Origin of the sequence: Rhodopseudomonas faecalis (assembly GCF_003217325.1) — a bacterium.
In the GTDB taxonomy this organism is placed as follows: Bacteria; Pseudomonadota; Alphaproteobacteria; order Rhizobiales; family Xanthobacteraceae; genus Rhodopseudomonas; species Rhodopseudomonas faecalis.
Genome location: NZ_QJTI01000006.1, coordinates 12,159 through 37,819, shown reverse-complemented (window position 1 = coordinate 37,819; position 25,661 = coordinate 12,159). Strand labels below are relative to the sequence as shown.

Genomic DNA, 25,661 nt, shown 5'->3' with positions numbered 1-25,661 from the left:
GGCGCAGCCGATCAGGCCACGAACCGGTCGTCGTGCTTGGCGAGGCGCTTCATTTCCGCCGCCGTGCAGGGCGGGCTGACCACCAGGCCCTGGATTTCGGAGCAGCCGGCGAGCCGCAACAGCCGCAACTGTTCGGCGTTCTCCACGCCGGTTGCGGCCGTGACCCGGCCGAGCCGTTTGCCAAGACCCGTGACCGCGCTCAAGGTTGAGAGCGCATCGCTGCTGCGGTCGATCTCCGGGATGAAGCTGCGGTCGATCTTGACCCGGTCGAAAACAAAGGTGTTGAGCGAGTTCAGCAGCGAGTAGCCGGCGCCGAAATTGTCCATCGACAATTGCACGCCGAGCGCCCGCAGCGCCTTCAAGGTCGCGGGTGCTGTGGTCGCTTCACGCAGCAGCACCGATTCCCTGATTTCCAGCTCCAGCCGACGCGGCTCCAGCCCAGAGGACGATAGCGCGGCGGCCACCGATGGCACTAGGTGCGGGTGCCGGAATTGCGAAGCCGACAGATTCACCGCAACGCCGACGTCGCTATGCCATTGCATAGCGTCAGTGCAGGCGGTCTGCAGCACCCAGTCGCCGATCGGGATGATCAGCCCGGTGTCTTCAGCCAGATCGAGGAATTGATCGGGCAGCAGCGTGCCGCGGGTCGGGTGCTCCCAGCGCAGCAACGCTTCAAAGCACAGGATGCGGTTGCTTTCCGTGTCTCGGATCGGCTGATAGCGCAGGGTGAATTCACCGCGCGCCAGCGCCAGCCGCAGCTCGGTGGTCAGCAGCCGGCGCGTCTGAGCGTGAGCATCCATATCCAGCTCGAAGAACCGATAGCCGCCCCGGCCTTCAGACTTGGCACGGTACAGCGCGAGGTCAGCATTCTTGATCAATTGATCGGGTTCGCTGCCATCGGCCGGCGCCAGCGCGATGCCGATGCTGGTGCCGATGCTGATATGGTGTCCCTGGATCTCGTAAGGCATGCTGATCACGCTGACGATCCGCATCGCCAGCGCCGCGGCGTCGGATTCCGGATCGTGGTGGCTCATCTGGATGATGGCGAATTCATCACCGCCGAGCCGCGCCACGGTGTCTTCGCCGCGCACGCAGCCGACCAGCCGACGGCCGACCTCGATCAGAAGGGCGTCGCCGATCGGATGGCCGAGCGTGTCGTTGATCTCCTTGAAATGATCGAGGTCGATGTAGAGGATCGCGACCCCGGTCTCGCGCCGGGAATAGCGCAGCGCGCGATCGAGCTCCTCGCGCAGCGTAAAGCGGTTGGGCAGATCGGTCAGCGAGTCATGGCGCGCCAGATGCACCATGCGTTCCTGGGTCTTTCGCCATTCGGTGATGTCCTCGATGGTCGCAACCCAGCCGCCATCCGGCAGCGGCTGTTCGATGATGCGCAACACGTGGCCGGGCAGCACCGATTGATCGGTGCGCGATACCATCTCACCGGAGTTGATGTCGGTGAGGATCGCGTTGAAGGTCGCTTCGGGATCGCCAGCAAACTGTCCGCGTGTCTTGCGCAGCTGGAACTGATCGGTGAGCTTCATGCCCTTCAGCTGCTCCGGATCGATGTCGATCAGCGCGGCATAGCGGGTATTGAACAGCTTCGCCCGTCCTTCGGCGTCGAACATGCACAGTGCCTGCGGAATGTTCTCGGTGGCGATGTCGAGCAGCATTTTTTGCCGTTGAATGACGCTCGACGAACGGCGGTCGATCAGCGCCGCGATCAGGCAGCCGCCAAGAATGGCGGCTGCGGCGCCCGCGATCACGAGCGCCAATGTGGCGGCGGACATCGACGAGTCGATTGTCAGCTGATCGGGATCAGGCACGGCTGCAAGCGAGGCCATCGCCGTGAAATGCAGCGACAGGATCGCCAGCGAGAACAGCAGTGCGGCGATAACGGTGTGAATGATGTCGTCACGGCGTACCGCGATCACAGCGGCCGGGATCGACAGCGACACCCCCAATGTCGCCGCGAGAGAGGCGTATTCTGGCGAGGCGATCATCAGTGCCGGACGCTGCACTGCGGTAACGCCGCAGAAATGCATGGCCGCAAAACCGAGACCGACAACCGCGCCACCCGTTGCGACGTACCAGATCGACGGACCGACCAACGCAATCGCGGCGCCGGCGCCGATCACCAATATGGCCAGCGCCAGCGACACCAGCGTCAAGCCTGGGTCATAGCTGGCCTGGGCCGCCGGGATATAGGCCAGCATGGCGATGAAGTGGGTCGACCAGACACCAAATCCGGCCGACATCGCGACGAAAGTCAGCCAGACGAGTTGCATGCGACCGGATGCGGCCCTGGCCCGGTTGAACAGGGCGACCCCGACGGTCGACACAAACAGGCAAATCGCCGAGGCCACCACCAGCAGGCGGAGGTCGTGGTCCACAGCTAAGCAAGTATAGATCTTGAGCATCCGGTGGCTGATCTCGCGTTTCACGGAATTAGCCGACCAGAGTGGTAACAGAGCAGTAAAGACAGCAGTCGTTTTCGATGAATTGACTAACAACAAGTTCTAGCAGTGCGCAGTCGTACGAGGGAGTGCCGAATACGTGGAACCACTAGGGCGAGCGTTTTGATCTTTGCTCGCGCGACACGAGATTCGTTGAGACGTCGCGATGATGTTCGCGGTCGTGATCCCAACGGCCGCTGACCAGTGTCGCCAAATGGCGCGGCGCAGGCCGCCGCGCTCACTTTAGCTTGAAACAAGCCTGTCAGGCTCGGATTCGCACGTAGCTGCCCGGCGCGTCTTCGATCGGCGGCAGTTCGGCGGTGCCGACGGTGCGGGCCGGTACCTGTTCGGCGTCCTGGGTCTCGAGCCATTGCCGCCAGTCCGGCCACCAGGAGCCGCGGGTTTCCTCGGCGCCCTTCAGCCATTCCTCGACCGTGTCAGCGGCAATCGACTCATTGGTCCAGAATTGATACTTGCCGGCCGCGGGCGGATTGACCACGCCGGCAATATGACCGGAGCCTGACAGCACGAATTTCACCGGGCCGCCGAAGAATTTGGAGCCGAACAGCACCGATTGCGCCGGCGCGATGTGGTCCTCGCGGGTGGCGAGATTATAGATCGGCACCTTGACCTTGCTGAGATCGAGCTGCACGCCGTCGAGCACCATGCTGCCGGCCGACAGCCGGTTATCGAGATAGCAGTTGCGCAGATAGTAGGAGTGGTTGGCGGCCGGCATGCGCGTGGCATCGGAATTCCAATGCAGCAGGTCGAATGCTGAGGGCTGCTGGCCTTTTAGGTAGTTGTTGACCACGTAGGACCAGATCAGGTCGTTGGGCCGCAGCATGTTGAAGGCCATCGCCATCTTGGAGCCTTCGAGCACGCCGGTGACCTGCATCTCCTGCTCGAGCGCCGCGACCTGTTCCTCGTCGACGAACACCATCAGATCGCCGGCATGGGTGAAGTCGACCTGGGTGGTCAGGAAGGTAGCCGAGGTGACGCGCACCCGGCGCTGTTCGGCGAGCCAGGCGAGGGTGGTGGCGAGCAGGGTGCCGCCGACACAATAGCCGAGCGTGTGCACTTTGAGTTCGCCAGTGATCTTTTCGATCACGTCCATCGCCGCCAGCGGACCTTCCTTCATGTAGTCGCTGAACGATTTATGGGCGAGCGACTTGTCCGGGTTGACCCAGGAGATCACGAACACCGTCAGCCCCTGATCAACGCACCATTTGATGAACGACTTTTCCGGCTTCAGATCGAGAATGTAGTATTTGTTGATCCAGGGCGGCACGATCAGCAGTGGCGTGCGCAGCACGGTCTCAGTCGTCGGGTGATATTGAATGAGCTGCATCAGCTCGTTCTGATAGATCACCTTGCCCGGCGTGGTGGCCATATTGACGCCGACTTCGAGATTGCTCGGGTCGGATTGCCGGATCTTGAGCATGCCTTTGCCGGCGGCGAGATCTTCGGCCAGCATGCGCATGCCGCGCGCCAGATTGTCGCCATTCGATGACAGCGTTTCGCGCAGCACTTCGGGATTGGTCAGTACGAAGTTCGAGGGCGCCAGCGCGTTGGTGATCTGCTGGATGTAAAATTCAGCCTTCTTGCGGGTATGCGGATCGAGGCCTTCGGCGTCACGCACCAGCGCATGGGCCCATTGCGTGGTCAGCAGATAGGCCTGCAGCACGAAATCGAAAAACTGATTGGAGCGCCATTCCGGATCGGCAAAGCGCTTGTCGCGCGGCGGCGGATCGATGGTCGCTTCGGCCTTTTCGCCGGCCATCCGGCGCATCGCCTGGCCCCACAGATCGAGATAGGACTGGCCAAGCTTGGTTTGCAGTTCGGCGGCGCGCTTCTGATCCGACAGCCAGTATTCGGCGACCTGGGAGAAGGTTTTGACCACTTCCGCCAGTTCCGGCGGCGGCTTGTCCGGGGGCTGGGTGGCGCTGCGGTTCAGGTAGGCAGCGAGCGCCTGACCGGATGCTTGCATCGCTTTCGCAAGATTGAGGGCGAAGGCGTCTGGATTGAAGCTAGGGCGATCCTTGGGGTCGGCAACAATCACGTCAGTCATCATGCCACTCTAAGTGCGTTTCGGTTTTCCCGGTGCGGTTTTCCACCGCTTGCATGGCATCATGACACAGTTCGGTTAATTCCGTTGATTTCAATGTGTTGCACTGCGGCAAAAGATGGCGGGCCCGGGCGATTGGCGGGGGATGGCGGAGAGCGCCGATCTTGCATTCGGAACGCGGAGGAAGGATTGTGTGCGCCGGGGAAGGCGGCCCACGAGGGACGTGGGGGTGGTCGTGTGCCGCCGAGAGATTGGATGCCAGATGCAAGAGAACGACGTGCGATTGTCCGGACTGAACACAGGCCAGCGCGGTGCCCGCGCTGCTGCGCATGTCACGGCTGCCGTGCTGGCATCGCTGGCGCTGGCCGGCTGTTCGATTCCATTGGCTGAATTGCCGTCGCTGGGGGGCAGCGATCCGGCGACCGCCAGGGATGCCGACGGCTATATGGCGGTCAATCTCACCCCGGCGCAGCGCCCGGAAAAGGTGCTGCCGCCGGAAGAGCGCGCCAAGGTCGAGAACGAGTTGATTGCAGCACGGGAGAGACAGGCGGCCGCGGCCGCCGCAGCTGCTGCCGGCGCAACCACCGCGACCGCACAATAGTCACCGCGCCAGACCTGCCGCCGGCAGGAACAACCAGTGCGCATAGCAGGTCAGCCCGCCAAGCCGGTCACCTGCGCCAAAACGTCAAGTTGCGCGAATCTTCACGCGAATCGGATTTCCCTTCGGGTAAGAACGCGCTAACGGTCCTGTCCTTGAAGGTTCGGGAGTTGCAGCCATGGAAGAATTTTACCGTATCCGCCGTTTGCCGCCTTACGTGTTCGAGCAGGTCAATCGAGCCAAGGCCGCCGCGCGCAACGCCGGAGCGGACATCATCGACCTCGGTATGGGCAATCCGGACCTGCCTGCGCCGGCCCATGTCATTGAGAAGATGAAGGAAACGCTCGGTAAGCCGCGCACGGACCGCTATTCGGCGTCGCGCGGTATCACCGGGCTCCGCAAGGCGCAGGCCGCCTATTACGAGCGCCGGTTCGGCGTGAAGCTCAATCCGGACACCCAGGTGGTGGCGACTCTCGGTTCCAAGGAGGGTTTTGCCAACGTGGCGCAGGCGATCACCGCGCCGGGCGACGTGGTGCTCTGTCCGAATCCGAGCTACCCGATTCACGCCTTCGGCTTCCTGATGGCGGGCGGCGTGATCCGCTCGGTGCCGTCGGAGCCGACCCCGCAGTTCTTTGAGGCCTGCGAGCGCGCGATTACCCATTCGATTCCGAAGCCGATCGCAATGATCGTCTGCTATCCGTCGAACCCGACTGCCTATGTCGCGTCGCTGGATTTCTACAAGGATCTGGTCGCGTTCGCAAAAAAGCACGAGATCTTCATTCTCTCCGATCTGGCCTATTCCGAAGTCTATTTCGACGACGAGCCGCCGCCGTCGGTGCTGCAGGTGCCGGGCGCGATGGACGTCACCGTCGAGTTCACCTCGATGTCGAAGACCTTCTCGATGGCCGGCTGGCGCATGGGCTTTGCGGTCGGCAACGAGCGCATCATCGCTGCGCTGTCGCGGGTGAAGTCCTATCTCGACTACGGCGCGTTCACCCCGATCCAGGTCGCGGCCACCGCGGCGCTCAATGGCCCGGACGACTGCATCCGCGAGATGCGCGAGACCTATAAGAAGCGCCGTGCCGCGCTGGTGGAATCGTTCGGCCGCGCCGGCTGGGAGATCCCGCCGCCGCGCGCCTCGATGTTCGCCTGGGCGCCGCTGCCGCCGGCCTTCAAGGACATCGGCTCGATGCAGTTCGCGACCCTGCTGGTCGAAAAATCGGGCGTCGTGGTGTCGCCGGGCGTCGCTTTCGGCGAGCACGGCGAAGGTTACGTCCGCATCGCCATGGTGGAAAACGAACAGCGCATCCGGCAAGCGGCGCGCGGTGTGCGCCGGTTCCTTGAATGCGGCGTCGAAACGTTGCACAACGTCGTCCCGATCGCCACCCGGCGATAGGCATGATCGTTCCGACAGTTCTCCGCGGGGATGCCCCCGCGGAGTCGCTGTAGCCCGGTGCCGATCATGCTCCAGTAGCAACGTTCCGGCAGGTTAGATCGCGTTATGGTCGCTCCCCTGAAATTGGGTATCGCGGGGCTTGGCACCGTTGGTGCCGAAGTGGTCCGTGTCATCGCACGGCAGCAGAAAACTCTGGCGCAGCGCTGTGGGCGCGGCATCGAAGTGACCGCGGTGACCGCGCGCTCCAAGGCCAAGAAGCGCGGCCTCGATCTCAAGGGCGTGGTGTGGGCCAAGAGCCCGCTGGCGCTCGCCAACGATCCCAATGTCGATTGCTTCGTGGAATTGATGGGCGGTGCCGACGAACCGGCGCTGTCGGCGATCGAAGCGGCGCTGCGCGCCGGCAAATCGGTTGTGACCGCCAATAAGGCGCTGATCGCCAAGCATGGCACCAAGCTCGCCGAACTGGCTGAGCGCCAAGGCGCTGCCTTGAATTTTGAAGCCGCGGTCTGCGCGGCGATTCCGGTGATCAAGACGCTGCGCGAGGGCTTGGCCGGAACGGATGTCAATCGCATCTATGGCATCCTGAACGGCACCTGCAACTACATCCTGACCCGCATGGAGCAGGAGGGGCTGTCGTTCGAGGCCTGTCTCAAGGACGCGCAGCGGCTCGGCTATGCCGAGGCCAATCCGTCGTTCGACGTCGATGGCCACGATACCGCGCAAAAACTGTCGATCCTGGCCAGCCTGGCGTTCGGCACCAAGGTCGCCGAAGGCGCGGTGTCGGTCGAAGGCATCTCGTCGATCACGCCGGAAGATCTCAACGCCGCGCAGGACCTCGGCTACCGGGTCAAGCTGCTCGGCGTCGCGGTGCGCACCAAGACCGGCATTGAACAGCGCGTGCATCCGACCATGGTGCCGCGCTCGTCGTCGATTGCCCAGGTGATGGGCGTCACCAATGCGGTGACCGTCGATGGCGAAGGATTTTCGCCGATCACGCTGGTCGGTCCCGGCGCCGGCGCGGCGGCGACCGCCGCATCGGTGGTGGCCGACATCGCTGACGCCGCGCGCGGTCTGCGTGCGCTGCCGTTTGGCCGTCCGGTTGCCAAGCTCGGCACCACGAAGAAGGCGCCGATGGAGCGTCACGAAGGTGGCTACTACATCCGGCTCTTGGCGCGCGATCTGCCCGGCACCGCGGCGACCATTGCGGCGCGGCTGGCGGAGCAGGGTATTTCCATCGAGTCCATTGTGCAGCGGCATCCTGATGGAAGCCGCGAGGTCGGTACCGGCAAGAAATCCGTGCCGGTGCCTGTGATCCTGATTACTTATGCCACCACTGAAGATGCGGTGCGGCGCGCGCTTGCGGCCGTGCAGCGCGACAAGGTGATCAGCGGTCGGCCGCAGGTGATCCGGATCGAGAAGAACTAATCGTCCGCCGCAGGTCGTCCATTCCGGACGCGAGAGGCGGGCGCTTTTGAGGAGTTTAATAATGTCGACGACGATTTCCGTTCCGCCGCAGCTATTGCTGGAGCGCATTCTGACGCTCGAAATCGTGCGCGTTACCGAGCGCGCGGCGGTGTCCGCGGCCCGGCTGCGCGGCCTGGGTAATGAAAAAGCGGCCGATCAGGCCGCCGTCGACGCGATGCGCCGCGAACTCAACCGGATTCCGATCGAGGGCACCGTGGTGATCGGCGAGGGCGAGCGCGACGAAGCCCCAATGCTGTTCATCGGCGAAAAGGTCGGCATCAATGCCGGCCCGCAGGTTGATATCGCGGTCGATCCGCTGGAAGGCACCACGCTGTGCGCCAAGGACATGCCGGGCGCCATTGCCACCATGGCGATGGCCGAAGGCGGCACGCTCTTGCATGCGCCCGACGTCTACATGCAGAAGATCGCGATCGGCCCGGGCTATGACAAGCACCTGATCGACATCGACGCGCCGCCGGAAGACAACATCCGCCGCCTGGCGCAAGCCAAGGGCGTGCCGACTTCGTCGATCACCGCGCTGGTGCTCGATCGTGCCCGCCACGCCGAGCTGATTTCCTCGATCCGCAAGACCGGCGCTTCGGTACGCCTGATCAGCGACGGTGACGTCGCCGGCGTCATTCACACCGCCGACTCCGACAACACCGGCGTCGATATCTATATCGGTACCGGCGGCGCCCCCGAAGGCGTGCTGGCGGCCTCGGCGCTGCGCTGCATCGGCGGCCAGATGTACACTCGGCTGATCCTCGACACCCATGAGAAGCGCAACCGCGCCGAGTCGATGGGCATCTCCGATCCGGACATGATCTACAGCATCGAAGACATGGTGAAGGGCGACTGTCTGTTCGCCGCCACCGGCGTCACCGACGGTTCGATGCTGTCCGGCGTAAAATTCCGCAAGGACGTGATCCAGACCGAAACCGTGGTGATGCGCTCCGTCACCGGCACGGTGCGTTACATCAAGGCCGACCACCGCCAGCTCGACAAGTTCCATCTCGACTGAGCCGCGCTGATGGCGCGCTCTGCAGGATCAACGCAATGCGCGCCATGCCGGATTTACACGCAGTGAAGGCAATGGTGTTCGACGTGTTCGGCACCGTCGTCGATTGGCGTAGCAGTCTGATTGCTGACTTCACGCGCTGGGCGCAAACCCACGGCATTAAGGCCGATTGGACTGCGCTGGTCGATGCCTGGCGGCAGGCCTATGTGCCGTCGATGGACGAGGTGCGGCGGCATCCCGAAAACGGCTTTGTGCCACTCGATGAGCTGCATCGCCGCTCGCTGGAACGGCTGGTCGAGCAGTTCGGCATCGCCAATCTTACCGATCTGCATCTCGATTATCTGACCCGCGGCTGGCACCGGCTCGATCCCTGGCGGGACAGCGTGGCCGGGCTGACCGCGCTCAAGCGCAATTTCATCATCGCGCCGTTGTCGAACGGCAATGTCGCGCTGCTGACCAATATGGCGAAATATGCCGGCCTGCCTTGGGATCTGATCCTGAGCGCCGAGCTGTTCGGCCATTACAAGCCCGATTCGGAAACCTATCTCGGTGCGGCGAGGCTGCTCGGCCTGCGGCCCGACCAGCTGATGATGGTCGCGGCCCATAATGACGATCTGTTCGCCGCGCAGGCGCTCGGCCTGAAGACCGCATTCGTGCCGCGCAGCACCGAATATGGCCCGCTGCAGGTGCGCGATTTCCAGCCGGAAGGCAGCTGGGACCTGGTCGCCAAGGATTTTGTCGATCTCGCCGACAAGATGGGCTGTTAGAACTTTGGTTCTGATGGAATCAGAACCAAAGCTAAACTTTATTCATTGACGCATTTTCTTGACGCGAACCGGTCTCCTCGTCGCTCGAAAACGCTATGGGTCCAAACAACGCTTGTGGGCAGCGTGGCCCTTGGCTGCTGCGCCTTGGCAATTCGAGCTATCATCCCTTGTGTGGTTGGTCGCGATGGTCAGCGACGTAGGATGCTTCGACTGATGTCTCCCCCGATTGCTTTGCCGACCGAGTCGGTGCCGGCGTTCCTTGGCGTCACCCGTTCGGCCACCGGACGGCGCTGGCGCGACCGGCTCGACGCCCGCGGCGCGGCGCGCGCGCTCGCGATCGTGCAGCGCTATCAATTGCCGGAAATGCTGGCGCGCGTGGTCGCCGGCCGCGATGTCGAACTCGACGCGGTGCCGGATTTCCTCGATCCCACCATCCGCAAGCTGCTGCCCGATCCGCACACGGTCACCGAGATGGAAGCGGCCGCCAAGCGGCTGGCCGATGCGGTGATGCGCGGCGAACAGATCGCGATTTTTGGCGATTATGACGTTGATGGCGCGACTTCGGCGGCGTTGCTCGCCTGGCATCTGCGCCATTGCGGGCTCGATCCGCTGATCCACATTCCGGACCGGATTTTTGAAGGCTACGGCCCCAATGTCGACGCGGTGCGCGGCCTCGCCGAAAAAGGCGCCAAGCTGCTGGTGACGGTCGATTGCGGCACCACCAGCCTGGAGCCGCTGGCGGAAGCGCGGCGGCTCGGCATGGCGGTGGTGGTGATCGATCATCATCAATGCGGCGATGAGCTGCCGATCGTCGATGCACTGGTCAATCCGAACCGGCCAGACGATCTGTCCGGCCTTGGCCATCTCGCCGCGGTCGGGCTGGTGTTCGTCACGCTGGTCGCGGTCAACCGCGAGCTGCGCCAGCGCGGCTTCTGGAACGCCGAGCGGCCCGAGCCCAATCTGCTCGACATGCTGCATCACGTCGCGCTTGGCACCGTCGCTGACGTTGCGCCGCTGATCGGGCTGAACCGGGCGTTCGTCGCCAAGGGCCTGATCGCGATGCGGCGCCGCGACCATGTCGGCCACACCGCGCTGATGGATGTGGCGCGGCTCAACGGCCCGCCGGAGGCCTGGCATCTCGGCTTCATGCTCGGCCCGCGCATCAATGCCGGCGGCCGGATTGGCCGCGCCGATCTCGGCGTGCGGCTGTTGCTGGAGCACGACGTCTCGGAAGCCGCCAAGATCGCCGCCGAGCTTGACCGTCTCAACACCGAGCGCCGCGAGATCGAGCAGATGGCCGAAGCGCAGGCTGAGGCCGAGGCGCTGGCCTCGCTCGGTCTGGAGGACAAGGGCGCGGTGATCGTGACCGCGTCGGAAGGCTGGCACCCGGGCGTGGTCGGCCTGGTGGCGTCGCGCCTGAAAGAGAAGTTCGGCCGGCCGGCTTTTGCGATCGCGCTTGAGCCGGGCGGGCTTGGCACCGGCTCGGGGCGTTCGATCCCGGGCGTCGATCTCGGCAAAGCGGTGCGGCAGGCGGTGAACGAGGGCATCTTGGTCAAGGGCGGCGGCCACGCCATGGCGGCCGGCGTCACGCTGCGCAAGGACAAGCTCGCGGCATTCCGCGGCTATATCGAAGCGGCGCTTTCGGCCGAGGTCGCGCAGGCCCGCCACGTCAATGAGCTGTTCATCGACGGCGCGGTGTCGGCGCGCGGGGTGACGACGCAGCTTGCCGCAACGCTCAACCGTGCCGGGCCGTTCGGCAGCGCCAATCCCGAGCCGGTGATCGCGCTGCCGTCACATGAGCTGGTCTATGCCGAGGAGGTCGGCCAGGCGCATCTGCGGCTGCGCTTCAAGTCCGGCGACGGCGCGATGGTCAATGGCATCGCGTTCCGGGTGCTGGGTCAGAAGCTCGGCCAGGCGCTCACCGAAAACCGTGGTCAGCAGCTGCATGTCGCCGGCTGCCTCGCGGTCGATCGCTGGCAGGGTGCCGAGCGGGTGCAGTTTCGGGTGATCGACGTCGCGGTGCCGGACCCGGGTCCGAACATGATCAGATAGTTCGCGTTGCGGGCTTCTTGGTGTGCTGATCAGTCCGATCCTGGCGGGGCATTGACGGAATTGACCCCATATTCGTTGCAATAGAGGGGCGGATCGCACCTGTTCCGTTGACCGCGGTGGTTCGGCTCTGCAAACTCGCACAGTTCGCAGAGAAGATCAGCCATGTGCATCGTCTGTAGTCCCGAACTAGCGAATGCCTTCCGCGCCCTCAGCTTCAAATCTCGCCGGCAATTCCTGATCGGCGCCGCCGCGCTCAGTACCGGGGCCTTCGTCGCCGAAGCCGTCGCCGGCCCGGCCCAGGCCGATGGCGCGATGAACCAGACCCTGGCCGCCGGACTGGCAAAGCCGCCGGCCACGATCTTCGTCGCCAACAAGATCATCACCATGGAGCGCGACCGGCCGACCGCAACGGCGGTTGCGGTGTCGGGGCAGACCATCGTCGCCGCCGGATCGCTCGATGAGGTCAAGGCCGCGCTCGGCAATAGTGCATATCGCATCGACGAGACCCTTGCTGACAAGGTGGTGCTCCCCGGCTTCATCGATCAGCATCTCCATCCGATCCTCGGCGCGCTGACGCTGGCGGTCGAAGTGATCGCGCCGGAGGATTGGGTGCTGCCGGGCCGCACCATCAAGGCGGCGTCCTCGCAGGATCAGTACCGCGCCCGGCTGCAGGCCGCGATCGCGGCGTCCAATCCCAAGGACTGGTTTTTTACCTGGGGCTATCACGCGCTCTGGCATGGCCCGCTGTCGCGCGCCGATCTCAACGCGCTCAGCGCCACCCAGCCGATCGCGGTGTGGCAGCGCTCGTGCCACGAGTTCTATTTGAATGATGCCGCGATCGCCGCGCTTGGCATCACCGAGGACGCGACCCGCGGCAAAGGCGAGTGGAGCACGCAGGTCGATTTCGCGAGCGGTCATTTCTGGGAGGGCGGGCTCAATTTCATCATCACGCCGATGATGAAAGCACTGGCGACGCCGGAGCGGCTGACGTTCGGTCTGAAACAGATGGTGGACTATCTGCACGCCAATGGCGTCACCGCCTATAACGAGCCGGGCGCGCTGTACACGCCCGACATGTGGACGCTCTATGAGCAGATCCTCGGCGCGCCGAACACGCCGATGTATTCGACGTTTCTCGCCGATGGCCGCGGCATTATCGACCGCGTCGGTCTCGACAATGGGCTGCAAGCGGTCGAACAGCAGATCGCGGTGGCGCCGGCGGCGCCGGGCAAGAAGGTGATGTTCTTCGACAAGCAGATCAAACTGTTTGCCGATGGCGCTATCATCTCCCAATTGATGCAGATGAAGGACGGCTATCTCGACGGCCATAAGGGCGAATGGATCATTCCGCCCGATCAGCTCGAACAGCGTATGCGGCTGTTCTGGAATGCCGGCTATCAGATCCATATCCACGTCAATGGCGATCTCGGCCTCGAAGTGCTGCTCGATATTATCGAGAAGCTGATGACCGAGAAGCCGCGCCAGGATCATCGCACGGTGATCGTGCATTTCGCCAATTCATCGGAAGATCAGGTGGCGCGCATTGCGCGGCTCGGCGCGATCGTCAGCGCCAATCCGTATTATCCGGTCGGCTTTGCCGACAAATACGCCAAGGTCGGTCTTGGCCCAGAGCGCGCCGACGTGATGGTGCGGGCCGCCTCGGTGCTGAAGCACAACATTCCGTTGTCCTATCATTCCGATCTGCCGATGGGGCCGGCGGCGCCGCTGCTGCTGGCGTCCTATGGCGTCAATCGCGTGACGGCGTCGGGCCGCGTTGCCGGGCCGGAGCAGCGCATCAGCGTTGATGACGCGCTGCGCGCCATTACCATCGGCGCGGCCCATTCCTGGCGGCAGGAAACGCGGCTCGGCTCGATCGCGCCCGGCAAAATCGCCAATTTCACGGTGCTGGGGCAGGACCCATACGCGGTCGATCCGCTCAAGCTGCACGACGTGCCGATCTGGGGCACGGTGTTCGAGGGCAGGGTCTATCCGGTGGCGCGCGGATAGCCGACAGCGAAGTAACACCAATGGTCGTCAATTGGGTGCCGTCATGCCCGCGCTTTGTCGCGGGCATCCACGTCTTGAAGGCTGCGCAAGATTGAAGACGTAGATGGCCGGGACGAGCCCGGCCATGACGCGTAGTCAGGAGCACGACGGCGATTGATCTGGTCGCTGTCACGGCACCAGTCGGCTCGGGATTGCGCGCCGGATCAGGGGCGTAATGATCCCGCGAAACCGCGTGCTGTGCAGGCAGACGCCGCCCACAAGACCGACCGCGCAGCCGACCACGGTATCGATCAGCCGCGCCTCGATCACTTGGCCGGGCGGTTCAAGGCCGAGCGTTGCGGCATCGGCCAAGAAGATCGTCAGCGGCGTGATGAAGATCACCGCAAAGCCGTAGTGTCGCATCACCGCGGTCTCGATGATGAATGACAAGGTGGTCAGCAGCAGCGCGACGCTCCATTTGCCGAGCGGCAGCATCAGAAGTGCGAACGCCACCAGCAGGCCGAGTATGGTGCCGAGCAGGCGATGCAGCTGCCGCATCCACACCGCGCGCAGCGACATGCCCTGGATCACCGCGAGGCAACTGACCGGCACCCAATAGGGCCGCTCCAATTGCAGTGCCTGGGCGAGCGCCAGCGACACGCCGACAAAGGTTCCGACCACCACGGCGTCGACCACCACAAAGTCGAAATCGGCCTTGAGCAGCGGCGCGATCGGCTGCGGTTCGCGCAGCCGCAGGATTACCAGGCTGTAGAAAAACGCGATCAGCGTTGCCAGCAGGCAGCCCATGGTCAGCAGGCCGACTTTCAGCGGCACGTCCGTCACCGTGGTCGGCGTGTAGGCCGCGATCGAGGCCGCCATCACGAAGAACATGCTGCCCGGCGCGCCGACGCGATAGAACCGGCACAGCATGGTCACCAGTATCGCCACCAGCGTCAGCACCGGCACCAGCAGCATCGGGAAGAAATGGCTGATCACGCCGCAGGCGTAGCAGGCGATCATGCCAAAACTCAGCGCCATCATCGACACCATGCGATGGTGCAGCGGCGTTGCCGGCAGATACAGGAAGCTCAGGCCGCCGAGCGAGGAGATCAGCCCGTAGTCGAGATGATCGAACCAGGCGCCGACCATCAGCGGCAGGCCGGTGGCGAGCGCGGCGGCCAATGCCATCTGCCATGGCCGGTCGCTGGGATGGATGGTGATCAGCTCGTGCCATTCCAGCCTTAGCTGGGCGACGACCTTATGCAGCACCGATTTCTGCATCGGGTGCTACGAGCCCTGCCGCAGCCGCGCCAGCACTTTGAGGCCGCCATAGCCGTCGGCCGGCAGCAGGCCGGCCTTGAGCTGGAAGTCGCGCACCGCCTTCATGGTGTCGTTGCCGACCCGGCCGTCGGTGCCGCCGGTGTCGAAGCCGAGTGCGGTCAGCCGGGTTTGCAGCTCCTTGACCTCGGCCAGCGTCAACGCCCGTTCCGAGCCGGGGAACGGATTGAGGAACGGCGGCGCGCCCAGGATGCGATCGCCGAGATGGCAGATCGCCAGCGCGTAGTTCATCGACGGATTGTAGCTTTTCACGGCCATGAAATTTGGCCCGATCAGGAACGCCGGGCCGCCTTCGACCGGAATCCAGAGCTGCGCGCTGGCGCCCGGCAGCGGAAACGGCCGGCCGTCGGCGCGCGTCACCCCAGCCTCGGCCCAGGCCGCGTAGCTGCGCGTTGCGCCGCCGCTCAGGCCCGGCGCGCGCACTTCATAGCCCCAGTGCTCGCCGCGCCGATATTTGCCGCGGTTCACCAAGAAGCGGGCGGTCGAGCCGAGCGCGTCATCCGGGCGGCCGAAAGGCGACACCCGGCCGTCGCCGTCATAATCGATGCCGACATTGAGCCAGACTTCCGGCATCCATTGGGTGTGGCCCATGGCGCCGGCCCAGGAGCCGCGCATTTCATCGGGTGTCGACCAGCCGCGCTGCACGATAGTCAGCGCGTTGATCAGCTCGGTCTCCCAATAAGAGCGGCGGCGCGGCTCGTTCCAGGCCAGCGCGGCCAGCGAGGGAAACACCGGGCGCATATGGTTCTGCTGCACCAACGGATCGCCATAGGCGCTCTCGACGCCCCACAGCGCCAGCAGCGTGCCGCGCTCGACGCCGAAATCGCGCTCGATCTTGCCGAACACCGCCTCGTTCTGGCGCAGCGCCTCGCGCCCGGCGGTGATGCGCCAGTCGGAAACCCGGCGGTTGATATATTGCCAGAGCTGCTCGTGGAACTCGGGCTGCTTCTGCATCTTGCGGAACACGCTCATGTCCGGCTCGATGCGGCCCATCACCCGGCTGTAGGTCTGATCGGAGATGCCTTTGGCGCGCGCCTTGGCACGAAACGCCTCGCGCCATTGATCAAAGCCGGCGGGCTCGGCGGCTGCCGCTTGCGGCAGCGCGCAGCTCAAGGCGGCGCCGACCAGCAGGCTGCGGCGGGTGAGGGCGAAGCTGGAATCGCTCTGGGACATGGCCACAGTGTAGCGGTACTGGCGCCGCTGCGGCAAAGCCTGAGACGAGCGGCGGCGATTATTCGCTGCCTTCGACCGCCTCTTCCGGTTTGGCGACGTCGTCGGGCGGCGGACCGGCCGGCATTTCAACGGGTTCGGCCGCGACCTCGCGGCCGCGCTGGCCAAGCAAGCGCTCATAGGAGGCGATCAGGGTGACGTAGGGGTTCACCCAGAGCCAGCCCTCGCGGGTGAACACCTGGACGTCGAAATGCAGGTGGGTGGTAGTGCCGCCCGGATAGTCTTGATAGTTCGACACCAGCCCGAGCCGTTCGCCCTCATTGACGCGGCGGCCATGCAAAACCCCGTCGGCATCCATCATCGACGGGTTCATGTGCATGTAGCGGAAGCGGATGTGTTCGGCCGAGGTGTTGACCAGCAAGGTCGCGGCCTGCTGCTTGGGTGAGCGCAGCAGCACGCCATCGCGCACCGCCACCACGCCAAAATGGTTCGGCTCGCAGCGGTCGGCATTGCCATGGCGCTGCGGGCAGCTCGCCGGGCGGATGTCCTGGCCCTGATGGCCATAGCCCTGCGCGCACTGCCCGACATTGAAATCGCGGGCTTCGCAAAAATTGTCCTGCCACGGATAGGCGTAGTTCTCGCCGGCGGTTTCATCGAGCACCAGCTTCTTGTCGCTCGACTTGCAGCGATAGCTGGCGCCCTTGCCGGTCGGGCGCGGCACCCGGCCGCGATGGAAGCAGTCGCCCCAGTTCAGGAACGACTGCGAATTCGCATAGGCCGGCGCGCCTTGCAGCGGAAAGCGGATCTGCGAATACACCGTGAAATCGGCATGGCCGGGCTGGCCGCGATAGCCGGTGCCGGGCAGAATCGCGCCGCTCGGCCGATAGGTGAAGTCGGGCGACGGCGTAGCCGGCCGCTCGGCCGGCTGCGAAGCGAGATAGCCGCGCGGCCGCGATGGCTTGCCGCCAACAATGCGCAGCGATTTGATGAAGCGCTCGGCGATCGGGCTGGCTTCGCGGCACGCCAGGCGCTTGGCGCGCGGCTTGGAATCCAGGCACTGGATCGACACCACATAGGGCACGCCGAACCTGGTGAAGGCATAGCGCACAAAGCCCTCGCGCACGGTGCGGCGCAGATCGGGATATTGCGCGGCGAGCGCCTTCACCGGCTCGCCCTTGCCGGCCTGCGGGTCGTTGATGTCGTAAGTCAGCAGCGAGCCGGTGATCTGCACCTCGACCGGCTTGGTGAAGGTGCGCGGCGGCAGCCCTTCGGCGGCGTCCTTGCCGGGCTCGAGCGTGAACAGCGCGCTGTAGCCGGCGGGGCCGGGATCGAACAGATCGAGGGTGCGGAAGCCCGATTGATAATGGCCGATCGACAGGCTTTCGGGCACACCGCGGGCACGGTCGGCAAAATAGGCGGCGGTGTCGAAGGGTAGCAGCACCGGCACCGTACTGCGGCTGATGCCGGTAAACAGCGTCGCGGTGACGCCGTTCAACTGTACGATCGCGGGCAGCGAACGGGGGTCATAGGGCCGGAAACGGCGCTGCGGGGTAAAGTTGAAGCGCGACGCTGCCGCGCTATCGGGGCCGATCTCGGCCTTCAACTGTTCGGCGGCGGCCCGCCAATCGACACGGGCCACGGACACCGCGGCGGTGCGGAATTCGCTGGCATCGGCGGATGCGAGCACGGCTGCTGACAGCAGCACACCAGCAATGAGCTTGACGGCTCGGTTGCGGAGATGTCCCGCTGCCGTGAAGCTTACACCCATGATGCTCCCATGCTCACATTCGCTTGGTGTCAGGTCAGTCCTTGGCGCGCTCGACGTAGGAGCCGTCTTCGGTCATCACCACGACGCGGGTGCCGACCGCGACGTGCGGCGGCACGGCAGTGCGCACGCCATTGGACAGCACGGCCGGCTTGTACGACGACGACGCGGTCTGGCCCTTGGTGACCGGCTCGGTCTCGACCACTTCCAGCGTCGCGCGCTGCGGCAGCGCGATCGACACCGGCGAAGTGTCGTGCATCGACAGCTTCACCACCATGTTTTCCTGCAAATACGGCGCGGCGTTGCCGACCACATCCTTCGGCACCTGAACCTGATCATAGGTTTCGCCGTTCATGAAGTGGAAGCCTTCGGCGTCCTCATATAGGTAGGTGTAGTTGCGCTCTTCGATGGTGACCTTCTCGACCTGGTCGGTGGTCTTGTAGCGCTCCGAAATCTTCACGCCGTCGCTGATGCGGCGCATCTCGATCTGGCTGACCGGAGTTCCCTTGCCGGGGTGGATATTTTCCGCGGAAAGGACAACGTACAGCTTGCCATCTTGCTCAATGACGTTGCCCTTGCGAATAGAACTGGCGATGACTCTCAAAGGACTTTTTCCTAAGGTTGCGGTCGGGGACCGCGCCGGGGGACTGTGCTCCGTGGCCGGCGAAGCCGTTTCGGGGGGCAACATACTGATTTCCGGTGCCGATGCCAGCCTTTTGCGGCGGCTTGGAGAACATGCTCAATGACCGCGATCGAGCCTGTTTCACCCTGGTGGACGCCGCTCCGCCACCTCGACCGCAGGCCGTTCCTGCGCGCCCGCAGCGACATCACCCGGGCGGTCCGCGAGTGGTTCGTGCAAGAGGGGTTTGTCGAGGTCGAAACCGGAATCCTGCAGGTTTCTCCAGGAAATGAAACCCATTTGCACGCCCCGCGCACCGTGTTGCACGGTCCCGAGGGCGATCCGCTGACCCGCTATTTCCGGACCTCGCCCGAATTCGCCTGCAAAAAGCTGCTCGCGGCTGGCGAGCCGCGCATTGTGGAATTCGCCCGGGTGTTTCGAGACCGCGAGCGCGGCGACCTGCATCTGCCGGAATTCACCATGCTGGAATGGTATCGCGCCAACGCCCCGTATCAGGCGGTGATGGCCGATTGCGTCGCGGTGATCGTGCGTGCCGCGCGCGCCGCCGGCACCCGGCTGTTCTCATTCCGCGGCCGCATCGCCGATCCGCACGCCGAACCGCAGCTTCTGACCGTGGCGCAGGCTTTTGCCGATTTCACCGGCATCGATCTGTTGGCGACCATCGTTGACGGCCGCGGCGACCGCGACGCGCTGGCGGCGGCGGCGCATCGCTGGGTGCGGCTGTCCGGCGATGACGACTGGTCCGACATTTTTAGCAAAATTCTGGTCGAGCATATCGAACCCAATCTCGGCCAGGGCCGGCTGACGCTGCTGCACGAATACCCGGCGCCCGAATCGGCGCTGGCGCGGCTGTCGGCCGCCGACCGGCGGGTTTCGGAGCGTTTTGAGGTCTATGCCTGCGGCGTCGAACTCGCCAACGGTTTTGGCGAACTGACCGATCCAGCCGAGCAGCGCGCCCGCTTCGACCACGCGATGGCGGAAAAGCAGCGCCGCTATGGCGAATGCTACCCGCTCGATGAGGAGTTTTTGGCCGCGCTCGGCGAAATGCCGGAAGCGAGCGGCGTGGCGCTCGGCTTCGACCGGCTGGTGATGCTGGCCGCGGGCGCGACCCGGATCGATCAGGTGGTGTGGACGCCGCCGGCGGGCGCGGCATGACCGTTCGCCGTCCTGTCCCCGAAGGCGCTACGCTGCGCTCGCCGGCCGAACTGGTGGCGCATGGCCTCGCGCCGGCTTCCGACCTCGCCGTGCTCAATCAAGTGGTGTCGCGCTACGCGGTCGCGGTCAGCGCCGCGGTCGCCGAGCTGATCGATCCCGCCGATCCCAACGACCCGATCGCGCGGCAATACATTCCAAGCGCGCGCGAGCTTGAGGTCAGCGCCGTCGAGCGATCCGATCCGATCGGCGATCACGCGCATTCGCCGGTCGCCGGCATCGTGCATCGCCATGCCGACCGGGCGCTGTTCAAGCTGGTCGGGGTCTGTGCGGTCTATTGCCGGTTCTGCTTCCGGCGCGAAATGGTCGGGCCGGGCAAGGACAGCGCGCTGTCGCCGCAGGCCTATCGGGCCGCGATCGATTACCTCGCCTGCCATCCCGAAATCTGGGAAGTGATTTTGACCGGCGGCGACCCGCTGATGCTGTCGCCGCGGCGGCTGGCCGAGGTGATGGCCGATCTCGCCGCGATCGATCACGTCAAGATTGTGCGGGTTCACAGCCGGGTGCCGGTGGCCGATCCGGCGCGGATCAGCGCCGAGCTGGTAGCGGCGCTGCAGCCAAAGGGCGCCGCGGTCTGGATGGCGGTGCACGCCAATCATCCGCGCGAATTGTCGGCAAGCGCGCGGCAAGCCTGTGCGCGCCTAGTGGACGCCGGCATCGCGCTGGTCAGCCAATCGGTGCTGCTGCGCGGCGTCAATGACGACCTCGACACGCTGGCGGCGCTGATGCGCGCCTTCGTCGAATGCCGGATCAAGCCGTATTATCTGCATCATGGCGATCTGGCGCATGGCACCGCGCATCTGCGCACCACGCTCGCCGAGGGCCGCGAATTGATGCGGCAATTGCGCGGAAAATTGTCCGGCCTGTGCCAGCCGGAATATGTGCTCGATATTCCTGGCGGTTACGGCAAGGCGCCGGTCGGCCCGGACTATCTGCACATGCAGGATCAGGCTGGTTCTATGCGCTACCAGGTCGCGGACCATGGCGGCGAGCTGCATGCCTATCCGCCGGAGCCGCAAACGCAGGACGAGACCGGTTCCTCTGAGGTCAGGTCATCGGCGGCGTAATCGCTAGTGGCCATGCAGGGCAGGGGATGGAACCTGGAGAACGCTGCCCGGCAGGCTTGTATTCAAGCAGTAGTCATTAGCGGCAAGCGGCGTGCGGCGGCCGGTTATGTGCTATAGTTATGGGTGCAAGGAGTGTTGTTTCCTGTTCTGGCGCGTTTTCAAGACGCGAACCGGAATCCACTTCGCTCAAAAACGCGATAGCATGCGTCGAGCGAGGCGACCGCCGAATCGGTTGCCGGGAGGGAGAACCATGCTCAGAATTACCACGATCGCGACGGCGCTGCTGCTGGCGGCTGGCGGGATGTCGCTCGCGCAAACCTCATCATCTACATCTACTGGCACCCGGCCTCCGGCCTCCGACCCGTCGATCTCGGGAACGCCCTTGATCGGCAATGCGCCAATCGGACACCGGCAGCCGCGCCGCAATCCTGAGCTGGAATCGTCGGAGACCACCCGCGATCCGGCCGACGTCGTGCTCGATCGCAAGATCCGCAGCATCTGCCGCGGCTGCTGATCAGGTCGGTTGCTGATCACGCCTCGGAGCTGAGGGGTGTCGCGGTTTTCGAAAGATCAGAAACCGCAACACCCGTTATCCTTTGACGCCCGCCAAAGGGGGCGTCAGGCGCGTCCTCGAGCTAACGAGGGCGGGCGGCGAGCGCGACGCCGATCATCGACGCGCCGCCGAACAGCAGGTTGATGCCGACCAGCAGCCCGATCACCCACAGCGCGGTGCCCGGGAAGCCGGAGATGATGATGGCCGCCACCAACAGATCGGCGATGCCGGCCGCCAGCAGCCAGCCCCAGCGCTCGGTCAGTTTCTCTCGGTTCTGGATCGCATACATGACGGTGACCACGCCTTCGGCCAGGAAATAAGCGCCGACGATGATGGTCAGGGTCAGCGTGCCTTCGATCGGGCGCAGCAACAGCACGACGCCAGCGATCAGCGCCACCACGGCGGACAGCAGCGACCACCAAAAGCCCGGCGATTGCCGCGACCAGAACGTCAGCGCCAGCGCAAAGCCGCCGCTCAGAATCAGCAGCCAACCGAGCAGCACCGTGATGGCGAGGCTCGCCACCACCGGCAGCAGGATCGCAGCCAGGCCGCACACCGTCAGCAGGATGCCCTCGAATAGCAGCGACTTCCAGTATTTGCGGGCTTCGGCTTCCATCGCTTCAGAAATGGGATTGGTGCTATTGAGATTGGTATCGTCGGGAATGGACATAATAGGCCTCGTCGGTCTGTGCCGGCTCGACGGCTACAAGCTGATGATCCATTGCGCAGCATGGCGCGACGCTGTGATCTGACAGTCTGGTGTCACCAGGCTGCGTTGGTTAGCGCGTGATGATGACATTCATACGGGCGGGATACCAGCGGCACTGTTGTCTCCAAGGGGGCGATCTTCGAAATTGAACCAGAAAGAACTCTGGGCATTAGAATGCGGGACGCTGGCCGACGGTTCCCTGACGATCAGCGCCAATTTGCCTCGACAACGCCGTGACCGCTTTGGTTTGTGGGAAGGAGTGCATCATGAAATATCTGGCTGTGGGCTTGTTCACGCTGGCGATTGCCGCAGGGAGTTCGGTGCAAGCGCAGGCGCGCGACTATCCGTATTGTCTGACGTCGCCCGGCTACGGATATCCCGGCGAATGCAGCTATTCGACCTATGCGCAATGCAGGGCGTCGGCTTCCGGGCGGCTGGCGGATTGCATCATCAATCCAAGGACCGCTTTCGGGCCGCGCAACAGCTATCGTGACGATCGGCGCTATCGTTATCGCGAGCCGCGCTGGTAACAAGCCGCCCGTTCCACAAGGGCCGCGAACACATGCGCTGGCCCAGCGAGCTGGCGCTGTCGCAGTGATGCGACGTCATTTGAGCGGCGCTACTTGAGCGGCGCTAATTGAGTGGATGCAAAAAGCCGTTGGCTGGCAGGCATAGCTGCCGGCAGACCAACTCTGCTGACAAACCAACTCTGCTGACAAACCAAGTCTGCTGACAAACCAAGTCTGCTGACAGACAAAGATAACTTACTTCGGACGAAGTGGCGTTCTTCGAGCGAAGGAGCTTTCCTCGGGCGAAACGTCAACCTTCGCGTTTCGCTCGCGTCAAGACAGCGCATCCATCAAGAAACCAGAGTCTCGGTCGCATCTAGCGGAGCGGCGGCTCTAGTGCTTGACCTGCCGACGATAGGACTGGCGACGAGTCGCATGGTCCTGAATGTCCCCGACGATCACTACTGAGAACAGAATGACGACGGTGGACACTGCGGCTGCTGATAGCAACAGAATCTCGAAAGCCATCATGTTACCCCCTCGATTTCGTTAAAAGTCTGTGTCCGAAATCGGGCGGGTTCGTTGATGCCGATCAAATAACAGGCGCATTGTATCATTGTGCGCCAGCGTTGCGCGCATGGGCACGGCGATCGCGTTCGCGCTGTGATGATGATCAACAACGCAGGTCAATAAAGAACGCTGCTGCGCTCCGACAGGCGCGCGGCGGCCTCGGCGGGCGCGCGGCGCGACGCTTAAAAACTGCGGCCCTGATGGTGTCAGGACCGCAGCGGTTTTGGCGTTATTGCTTGGTGGCAGTGCAGGTCACCGAGATGCTCAAGGCGCTCGATGAGCATTTGGCGCGCAGCTGGCCGCGATCGACCACCAGATTGTCGGTCAGGCGGGCGCCGTTACGGCTGATGCAGAACGCCGTCACCAAGGTCTCGTCGGGCTCGCACGAAACCGGGCAGCCATCCTTGGCGCACGACGTCGAGACGATGGTGCGGACCGCGGTGCCGGCCGGACCAGCGGGACCCTGCGGGCCTTGCACGCCCGGGTCGCCCTGCGGACCTTGCAGGTTGCGGTTGCTGATCGCCAGCGCCAGCACGCTGAATGCCACCAGCAGAATGAAGCCGATCATCGCCCGATTGCGGATCTGTTCCCAGGTCAGCTTCGGCAATTCCGGCCGCCGCCACGCGGGACGGTCTGACGCGCTGTATTCCCGCCAGGCAAAGTAACCAACCATGATCGTGCCGCCGCCGAACAGCAGCACCAAAAGCAGTGATCCAATCGCCGCTAGAAATTCCATCTGTTTCTTCCATCTCAGCCGCGATGGCGGCTCGACATTAACCTGCTGAACGCCGACCTGCTGAACGCCAAAAGCGACCGACGTCTGCGGACGGTTCCCCCACGACCAACCAGATAGCACCGACGCCTTTACGATGCCTTGAGCCAAATCACTCTGGTTCCATCGGTTGTCGATCTTCGCGCGCGGTTGCCAAGGTGCAAGCCGTTATCTGGGCGCTGGCGCCGGAGGCCGGCGGTCCTCGGGCAATCACAGGGAACGAACGCGCCGGGCAGGGGTTTTCGTCCCGCAACCATCGAGGGAGGATGATCCGATGCGCTCATTGCTGATTGCTGCTGCCACGGCGGCCTCGCTGACCGGTTTTGCTGCCAGCAGCACGCCCGCTGCGGCCTGGGACTACCCGTACTGCTTGCGCGGCGCGCAGCCGGGTTATCCCGGTAATTGCAGTTTTGTCAGCTATGGCCAGTGCCGGGCCGCGGCCTCCGGCACCAACTCCTATTGCGACATCAATCCGCGCTTTGCCTATGGCGCAGCGTTCTACGCGCCGGCCGATCAGTGGCGCGCGCCGCTACCGTACTAATCGGCGGGGCATTGGAGTGATCGATGTGCCGCCGCCGCGACTTGCTGCGGCGGCTTGATCGTGTGTGGGAGCTGCTGATCGTCTGGCCGAACGTGCGCAGCTCCCAGCGCGACGATGGGCACCATGGTCGCTGCCGGATCGGTCTGAGGGCGTGCGTTCCGCTTGCTTGAGGTGGGGCGGCAGCGGCCCATCGTTGGGCGGAAGATCTCGAAATTTGGGGCGGTGCCGCCGCGCTGCCAAAGGCGTGATAGCCATTGGTGAGATGCGAGCGATCTGGAGCAATGAGCGCCGCGATCCTGCCGCAACAGATGCAGGAACACTCAACCCGCGCCAAAACTGGCCGGATTGCTGGCAGATCATTGATTTCAGAAGGGGTGGCGCTCCCTAGCGGAATCGAACCGCTCTCTCCACCGTGAAAGGGTGGCGTCCTAACCGATAGACGAAGGGAGCTTAAATCGGCAGTTGCTTCTAGCGGAACCAACTGCGGCAAATCAAGCCGTTTATTCTCACGAGATCAATGTCTTTTGGGCATTGTCTCACCCACAATCTCAGCAGGACGAGTCGCTGCGTTGCCGTGAGCGGGCGAACGTATAGTGGCGTTTTTGGCGGGGAGCAAGCGTTCTGTGACGCATCTTTATTTACCACCGAAACGTTAACATCGGTCCACGCATTTTCGAGAACAATGCAAGCGTTCTGCAACGGCTTTCCCGTAACTCCAAAGGCGAGTGGGAGTGTTGGTCAGATGACGCCGATCCGAAAAAAGCGCGAGCCGCGCAAATCAGTGAGACAAGAAGCCTGGATCACGCTGGAGGGCGGTTTTGCTGCCCGTCCGTGTACGGTGCTCGATCTGTCGCCGTCGGGAGCGAAGATTGTGGTCGAGGCGCCGCAGGCGCTCAATTCCAAGCTGAGGCTGGCTTTTTCGCGAGATGCCCGCAGCGGTCGCAACTGCGAAGTGGTGTGGCGCGAAGGCAAGATGGCGGGATTGAAATTCACCCGCTGACGCGGCGTCAGCGGGC

The 25,661-nt window shown here is 64.0% G+C and carries 22 protein-coding genes and 1 tRNA gene; 13 read left to right on the top strand and 10 right to left on the bottom strand.

Annotated elements, in window-relative coordinates:
* Positions 1–11 precede the first annotated feature (11 nt).
* Both BJ122_RS06775 and BJ122_RS06770 read right to left on the bottom strand, forming a co-directional pair.
* On the bottom strand, positions 12–2,441 hold the full coding sequence (locus BJ122_RS06775; protein WP_245407640.1) for a bifunctional diguanylate cyclase/phosphodiesterase: 2,430 nt from the start codon (positions 2,439–2,441) through the stop codon (positions 12–14).
* 274 nt (positions 2,442–2,715) lie between these two features.
* The gene (locus BJ122_RS06770; protein WP_110780456.1) at positions 2,716–4,521 is read right to left on the bottom strand and encodes a PHA/PHB synthase family protein; all 1,806 of its coding nucleotides are present in this window, start codon (positions 4,519–4,521) and stop codon (positions 2,716–2,718) included.
* 259 nt (positions 4,522–4,780) lie between these two features.
* Between BJ122_RS06770 and BJ122_RS06765 the strand changes: the two genes are divergently transcribed.
* The 7 genes from BJ122_RS06765 (at position 4,781) to BJ122_RS06735 (ending at position 13,820) form a co-directional block, all read left to right on the top strand.
* On the top strand, positions 4,781–5,119 hold the full coding sequence (locus BJ122_RS06765; protein ID WP_245407639.1) for a transposase: 339 nt from the start codon (positions 4,781–4,783) through the stop codon (positions 5,117–5,119).
* Between the two features lie 175 nt (positions 5,120–5,294).
* Positions 5,295–6,512, top strand: coding sequence for an LL-diaminopimelate aminotransferase (locus BJ122_RS06760; protein ID WP_110780350.1), 1,218 nt, complete (start codon positions 5,295–5,297; stop codon positions 6,510–6,512).
* Positions 6,513–6,617: 105 nt separating this feature from the next.
* Positions 6,618–7,937, top strand: a complete 1,320-nt coding sequence (locus tag BJ122_RS06755; RefSeq protein WP_110780349.1) for a homoserine dehydrogenase — start codon at positions 6,618–6,620, stop codon at positions 7,935–7,937.
* 61 nt (positions 7,938–7,998) lie between these two features.
* Positions 7,999–8,997 carry a class II fructose-bisphosphatase gene (gene glpX / locus BJ122_RS06750; protein WP_110780348.1) on the top strand — a complete coding sequence of 333 codons (999 nt, stop codon included), beginning with the start codon at positions 7,999–8,001 and terminating at the stop codon, positions 8,995–8,997.
* 44 nt (positions 8,998–9,041) lie between these two features.
* Positions 9,042–9,761, top strand: a complete 720-nt coding sequence (locus BJ122_RS06745) for a haloacid dehalogenase type II (protein WP_110780454.1) — start codon at positions 9,042–9,044, stop codon at positions 9,759–9,761.
* 213 nt (positions 9,762–9,974) lie between these two features.
* On the top strand, positions 9,975–11,813 hold the full coding sequence (gene recJ / locus BJ122_RS06740) for a single-stranded-DNA-specific exonuclease RecJ (protein ID WP_110780347.1): 1,839 nt from the start codon (positions 9,975–9,977) through the stop codon (positions 11,811–11,813).
* Positions 11,814–11,975: 162 nt separating this feature from the next.
* Positions 11,976–13,820: an amidohydrolase gene (locus tag BJ122_RS06735; protein ID WP_110780346.1), complete on the top strand. Its 1,845-nt coding sequence runs from the start codon at positions 11,976–11,978 to the stop codon at positions 13,818–13,820.
* A gap of 168 nt (positions 13,821–13,988) precedes the next feature.
* Here the strand turns inward: BJ122_RS06735 and BJ122_RS06730 are convergent, their stop codons facing one another.
* The 4 genes from BJ122_RS06730 to efp are packed head-to-tail and all read right to left on the bottom strand — an operon-like array spanning position 13,989 to position 18,676.
* Positions 13,989–15,080 (bottom strand): FUSC family protein, encoded by a 1,092-nt coding sequence (locus BJ122_RS06730; protein WP_110780345.1) that lies wholly within the window; start codon positions 15,078–15,080, stop codon positions 13,989–13,991.
* 6 nt (positions 15,081–15,086) lie between these two features.
* Positions 15,087–16,310 (bottom strand): lytic murein transglycosylase, encoded by a 1,224-nt coding sequence (locus BJ122_RS06725; protein ID WP_110780453.1) that lies wholly within the window; start codon positions 16,308–16,310, stop codon positions 15,087–15,089.
* A gap of 58 nt (positions 16,311–16,368) precedes the next feature.
* Positions 16,369–18,075, bottom strand: coding sequence for a M23 family peptidase (locus BJ122_RS06720; protein ID WP_110780344.1), 1,707 nt, complete (start codon positions 18,073–18,075; stop codon positions 16,369–16,371).
* Between the two features lie 34 nt (positions 18,076–18,109).
* Positions 18,110–18,676 (bottom strand): elongation factor P, encoded by a 567-nt coding sequence (efp, locus tag BJ122_RS06715; RefSeq protein ID WP_110780343.1) that lies wholly within the window; start codon positions 18,674–18,676, stop codon positions 18,110–18,112.
* Between the two features lie 138 nt (positions 18,677–18,814).
* Here efp and epmA point away from each other — a divergent pair, with 138 nt between their 5' ends.
* The 3 genes from epmA to BJ122_RS06700 all read left to right on the top strand — a co-directional run bounded on the left by epmA (position 18,815) and on the right by BJ122_RS06700 (position 21,505).
* Positions 18,815–19,867, top strand: coding sequence for an EF-P lysine aminoacylase EpmA (gene epmA, locus BJ122_RS06710; protein WP_110780342.1), 1,053 nt, complete (start codon positions 18,815–18,817; stop codon positions 19,865–19,867).
* Positions 19,864–20,991, top strand: coding sequence for a lysine-2,3-aminomutase-like protein (locus BJ122_RS06705; protein WP_110780452.1), 1,128 nt, complete (start codon positions 19,864–19,866; stop codon positions 20,989–20,991). The genes epmA and BJ122_RS06705 overlap by 4 nt, the downstream gene beginning before the upstream one ends.
* Before the next feature lie 250 nt (positions 20,992–21,241).
* Positions 21,242–21,505: a hypothetical protein gene (locus BJ122_RS06700; RefSeq protein ID WP_110780341.1), complete on the top strand. Its 264-nt coding sequence runs from the start codon at positions 21,242–21,244 to the stop codon at positions 21,503–21,505.
* Positions 21,506–21,626: 121 nt separating this feature from the next.
* On the opposite strand, the gene BJ122_RS06695 is transcribed toward BJ122_RS06700, so the two are convergent.
* Positions 21,627–22,214, bottom strand: a complete 588-nt coding sequence (locus tag BJ122_RS06695) for an HdeD family acid-resistance protein (protein WP_110780340.1) — start codon at positions 22,212–22,214, stop codon at positions 21,627–21,629.
* Between the two features lie 305 nt (positions 22,215–22,519).
* Between BJ122_RS06695 and BJ122_RS06690 the strand changes: the two genes are divergently transcribed.
* Positions 22,520–22,783 carry a DUF3551 domain-containing protein gene (locus BJ122_RS06690; RefSeq protein WP_110780339.1) on the top strand — a complete coding sequence of 88 codons (264 nt, stop codon included), beginning with the start codon at positions 22,520–22,522 and terminating at the stop codon, positions 22,781–22,783.
* Between the two features lie 372 nt (positions 22,784–23,155).
* Here BJ122_RS06690 and BJ122_RS19755 read toward each other — a convergent pair whose 3' ends face one another.
* Both BJ122_RS19755 and BJ122_RS06685 read right to left on the bottom strand, forming a co-directional pair.
* Positions 23,156–23,290 carry a hypothetical protein gene (locus BJ122_RS19755; protein WP_283808430.1) on the bottom strand — a complete coding sequence of 45 codons (135 nt, stop codon included), beginning with the start codon at positions 23,288–23,290 and terminating at the stop codon, positions 23,156–23,158.
* Between the two features lie 271 nt (positions 23,291–23,561).
* Positions 23,562–24,068 carry a collagen-like protein gene (locus tag BJ122_RS06685; protein WP_110780338.1) on the bottom strand — a complete coding sequence of 169 codons (507 nt, stop codon included), beginning with the start codon at positions 24,066–24,068 and terminating at the stop codon, positions 23,562–23,564.
* Positions 24,069–24,378: 310 nt separating this feature from the next.
* Here BJ122_RS06685 and BJ122_RS06680 point away from each other — a divergent pair, with 310 nt between their 5' ends.
* Positions 24,379–24,645 carry a DUF3551 domain-containing protein gene (locus tag BJ122_RS06680; RefSeq protein ID WP_110780337.1) on the top strand — a complete coding sequence of 89 codons (267 nt, stop codon included), beginning with the start codon at positions 24,379–24,381 and terminating at the stop codon, positions 24,643–24,645.
* 375 nt (positions 24,646–25,020) lie between these two features.
* Here BJ122_RS06680 and BJ122_RS06675 read toward each other — a convergent pair.
* A tRNA-Glu gene (locus BJ122_RS06675) sits at positions 25,021–25,095 on the bottom strand.
* A 292-nt stretch (positions 25,096–25,387) separates the two neighbouring features.
* Between BJ122_RS06675 and BJ122_RS06670 the strand changes: the two genes are divergently transcribed.
* Entirely contained in the window at positions 25,388–25,645 is a 258-nt protein-coding gene (locus BJ122_RS06670) for a PilZ domain-containing protein (protein ID WP_110780336.1), read from the top strand.
* Positions 25,646–25,661 lie beyond the last annotated feature (16 nt).

Bases quoted from the DNA above. Each gene is read 5' to 3' on its own strand.
- BJ122_RS19755 (WP_283808430.1), bottom strand. From the start codon at position 23,290: ATGGCTTTCGAGATTCTGTTGCTATCAGCAGCCGCAGTGTCCACCGTC.
- BJ122_RS06705 (WP_110780452.1), top strand. From the start codon at position 19,864: ATGACCGTTCGCCGTCCTGTCCCCGAAGGCGCTACGCTGCGCTCGCCG.
- BJ122_RS06695 (WP_110780340.1), bottom strand. From the start codon at position 22,214: ATGTCCATTCCCGACGATACCAATCTCAATAGCACCAATCCCATTTCT.
- BJ122_RS06745 (WP_110780454.1), top strand. From the start codon at position 9,042: ATGCCGGATTTACACGCAGTGAAGGCAATGGTGTTCGACGTGTTCGGC.
- BJ122_RS06765 (WP_245407639.1), top strand. From the start codon at position 4,781: ATGCAAGAGAACGACGTGCGATTGTCCGGACTGAACACAGGCCAGCGC.
- BJ122_RS06730 (WP_110780345.1), bottom strand. From the start codon at position 15,080: ATGCAGAAATCGGTGCTGCATAAGGTCGTCGCCCAGCTAAGGCTGGAA.
- recJ (WP_110780347.1), top strand. From the start codon at position 9,975: ATGTCTCCCCCGATTGCTTTGCCGACCGAGTCGGTGCCGGCGTTCCTT.
- glpX (WP_110780348.1), top strand. From the start codon at position 7,999: ATGTCGACGACGATTTCCGTTCCGCCGCAGCTATTGCTGGAGCGCATT.
- epmA (WP_110780342.1), top strand. From the start codon at position 18,815: ATGACCGCGATCGAGCCTGTTTCACCCTGGTGGACGCCGCTCCGCCAC.
- BJ122_RS06760 (WP_110780350.1), top strand. From the start codon at position 5,295: ATGGAAGAATTTTACCGTATCCGCCGTTTGCCGCCTTACGTGTTCGAG.
- BJ122_RS06720 (WP_110780344.1), bottom strand. From the start codon at position 18,075: ATGGGTGTAAGCTTCACGGCAGCGGGACATCTCCGCAACCGAGCCGTC.
- BJ122_RS06685 (WP_110780338.1), bottom strand. From the start codon at position 24,068: ATGGAATTTCTAGCGGCGATTGGATCACTGCTTTTGGTGCTGCTGTTC.
- BJ122_RS06700 (WP_110780341.1), top strand. From the start codon at position 21,242: ATGCTCAGAATTACCACGATCGCGACGGCGCTGCTGCTGGCGGCTGGC.
- BJ122_RS06770 (WP_110780456.1), bottom strand. From the start codon at position 4,521: ATGACTGACGTGATTGTTGCCGACCCCAAGGATCGCCCTAGCTTCAAT.
- BJ122_RS06690 (WP_110780339.1), top strand. From the start codon at position 22,520: ATGAAATATCTGGCTGTGGGCTTGTTCACGCTGGCGATTGCCGCAGGG.
- BJ122_RS06725 (WP_110780453.1), bottom strand. From the start codon at position 16,310: ATGTCCCAGAGCGATTCCAGCTTCGCCCTCACCCGCCGCAGCCTGCTG.
- BJ122_RS06680 (WP_110780337.1), top strand. From the start codon at position 24,379: ATGCGCTCATTGCTGATTGCTGCTGCCACGGCGGCCTCGCTGACCGGT.
- BJ122_RS06670 (WP_110780336.1), top strand. From the start codon at position 25,388: ATGACGCCGATCCGAAAAAAGCGCGAGCCGCGCAAATCAGTGAGACAA.
- BJ122_RS06755 (WP_110780349.1), top strand. From the start codon at position 6,618: ATGGTCGCTCCCCTGAAATTGGGTATCGCGGGGCTTGGCACCGTTGGT.
- BJ122_RS06735 (WP_110780346.1), top strand. From the start codon at position 11,976: ATGTGCATCGTCTGTAGTCCCGAACTAGCGAATGCCTTCCGCGCCCTC.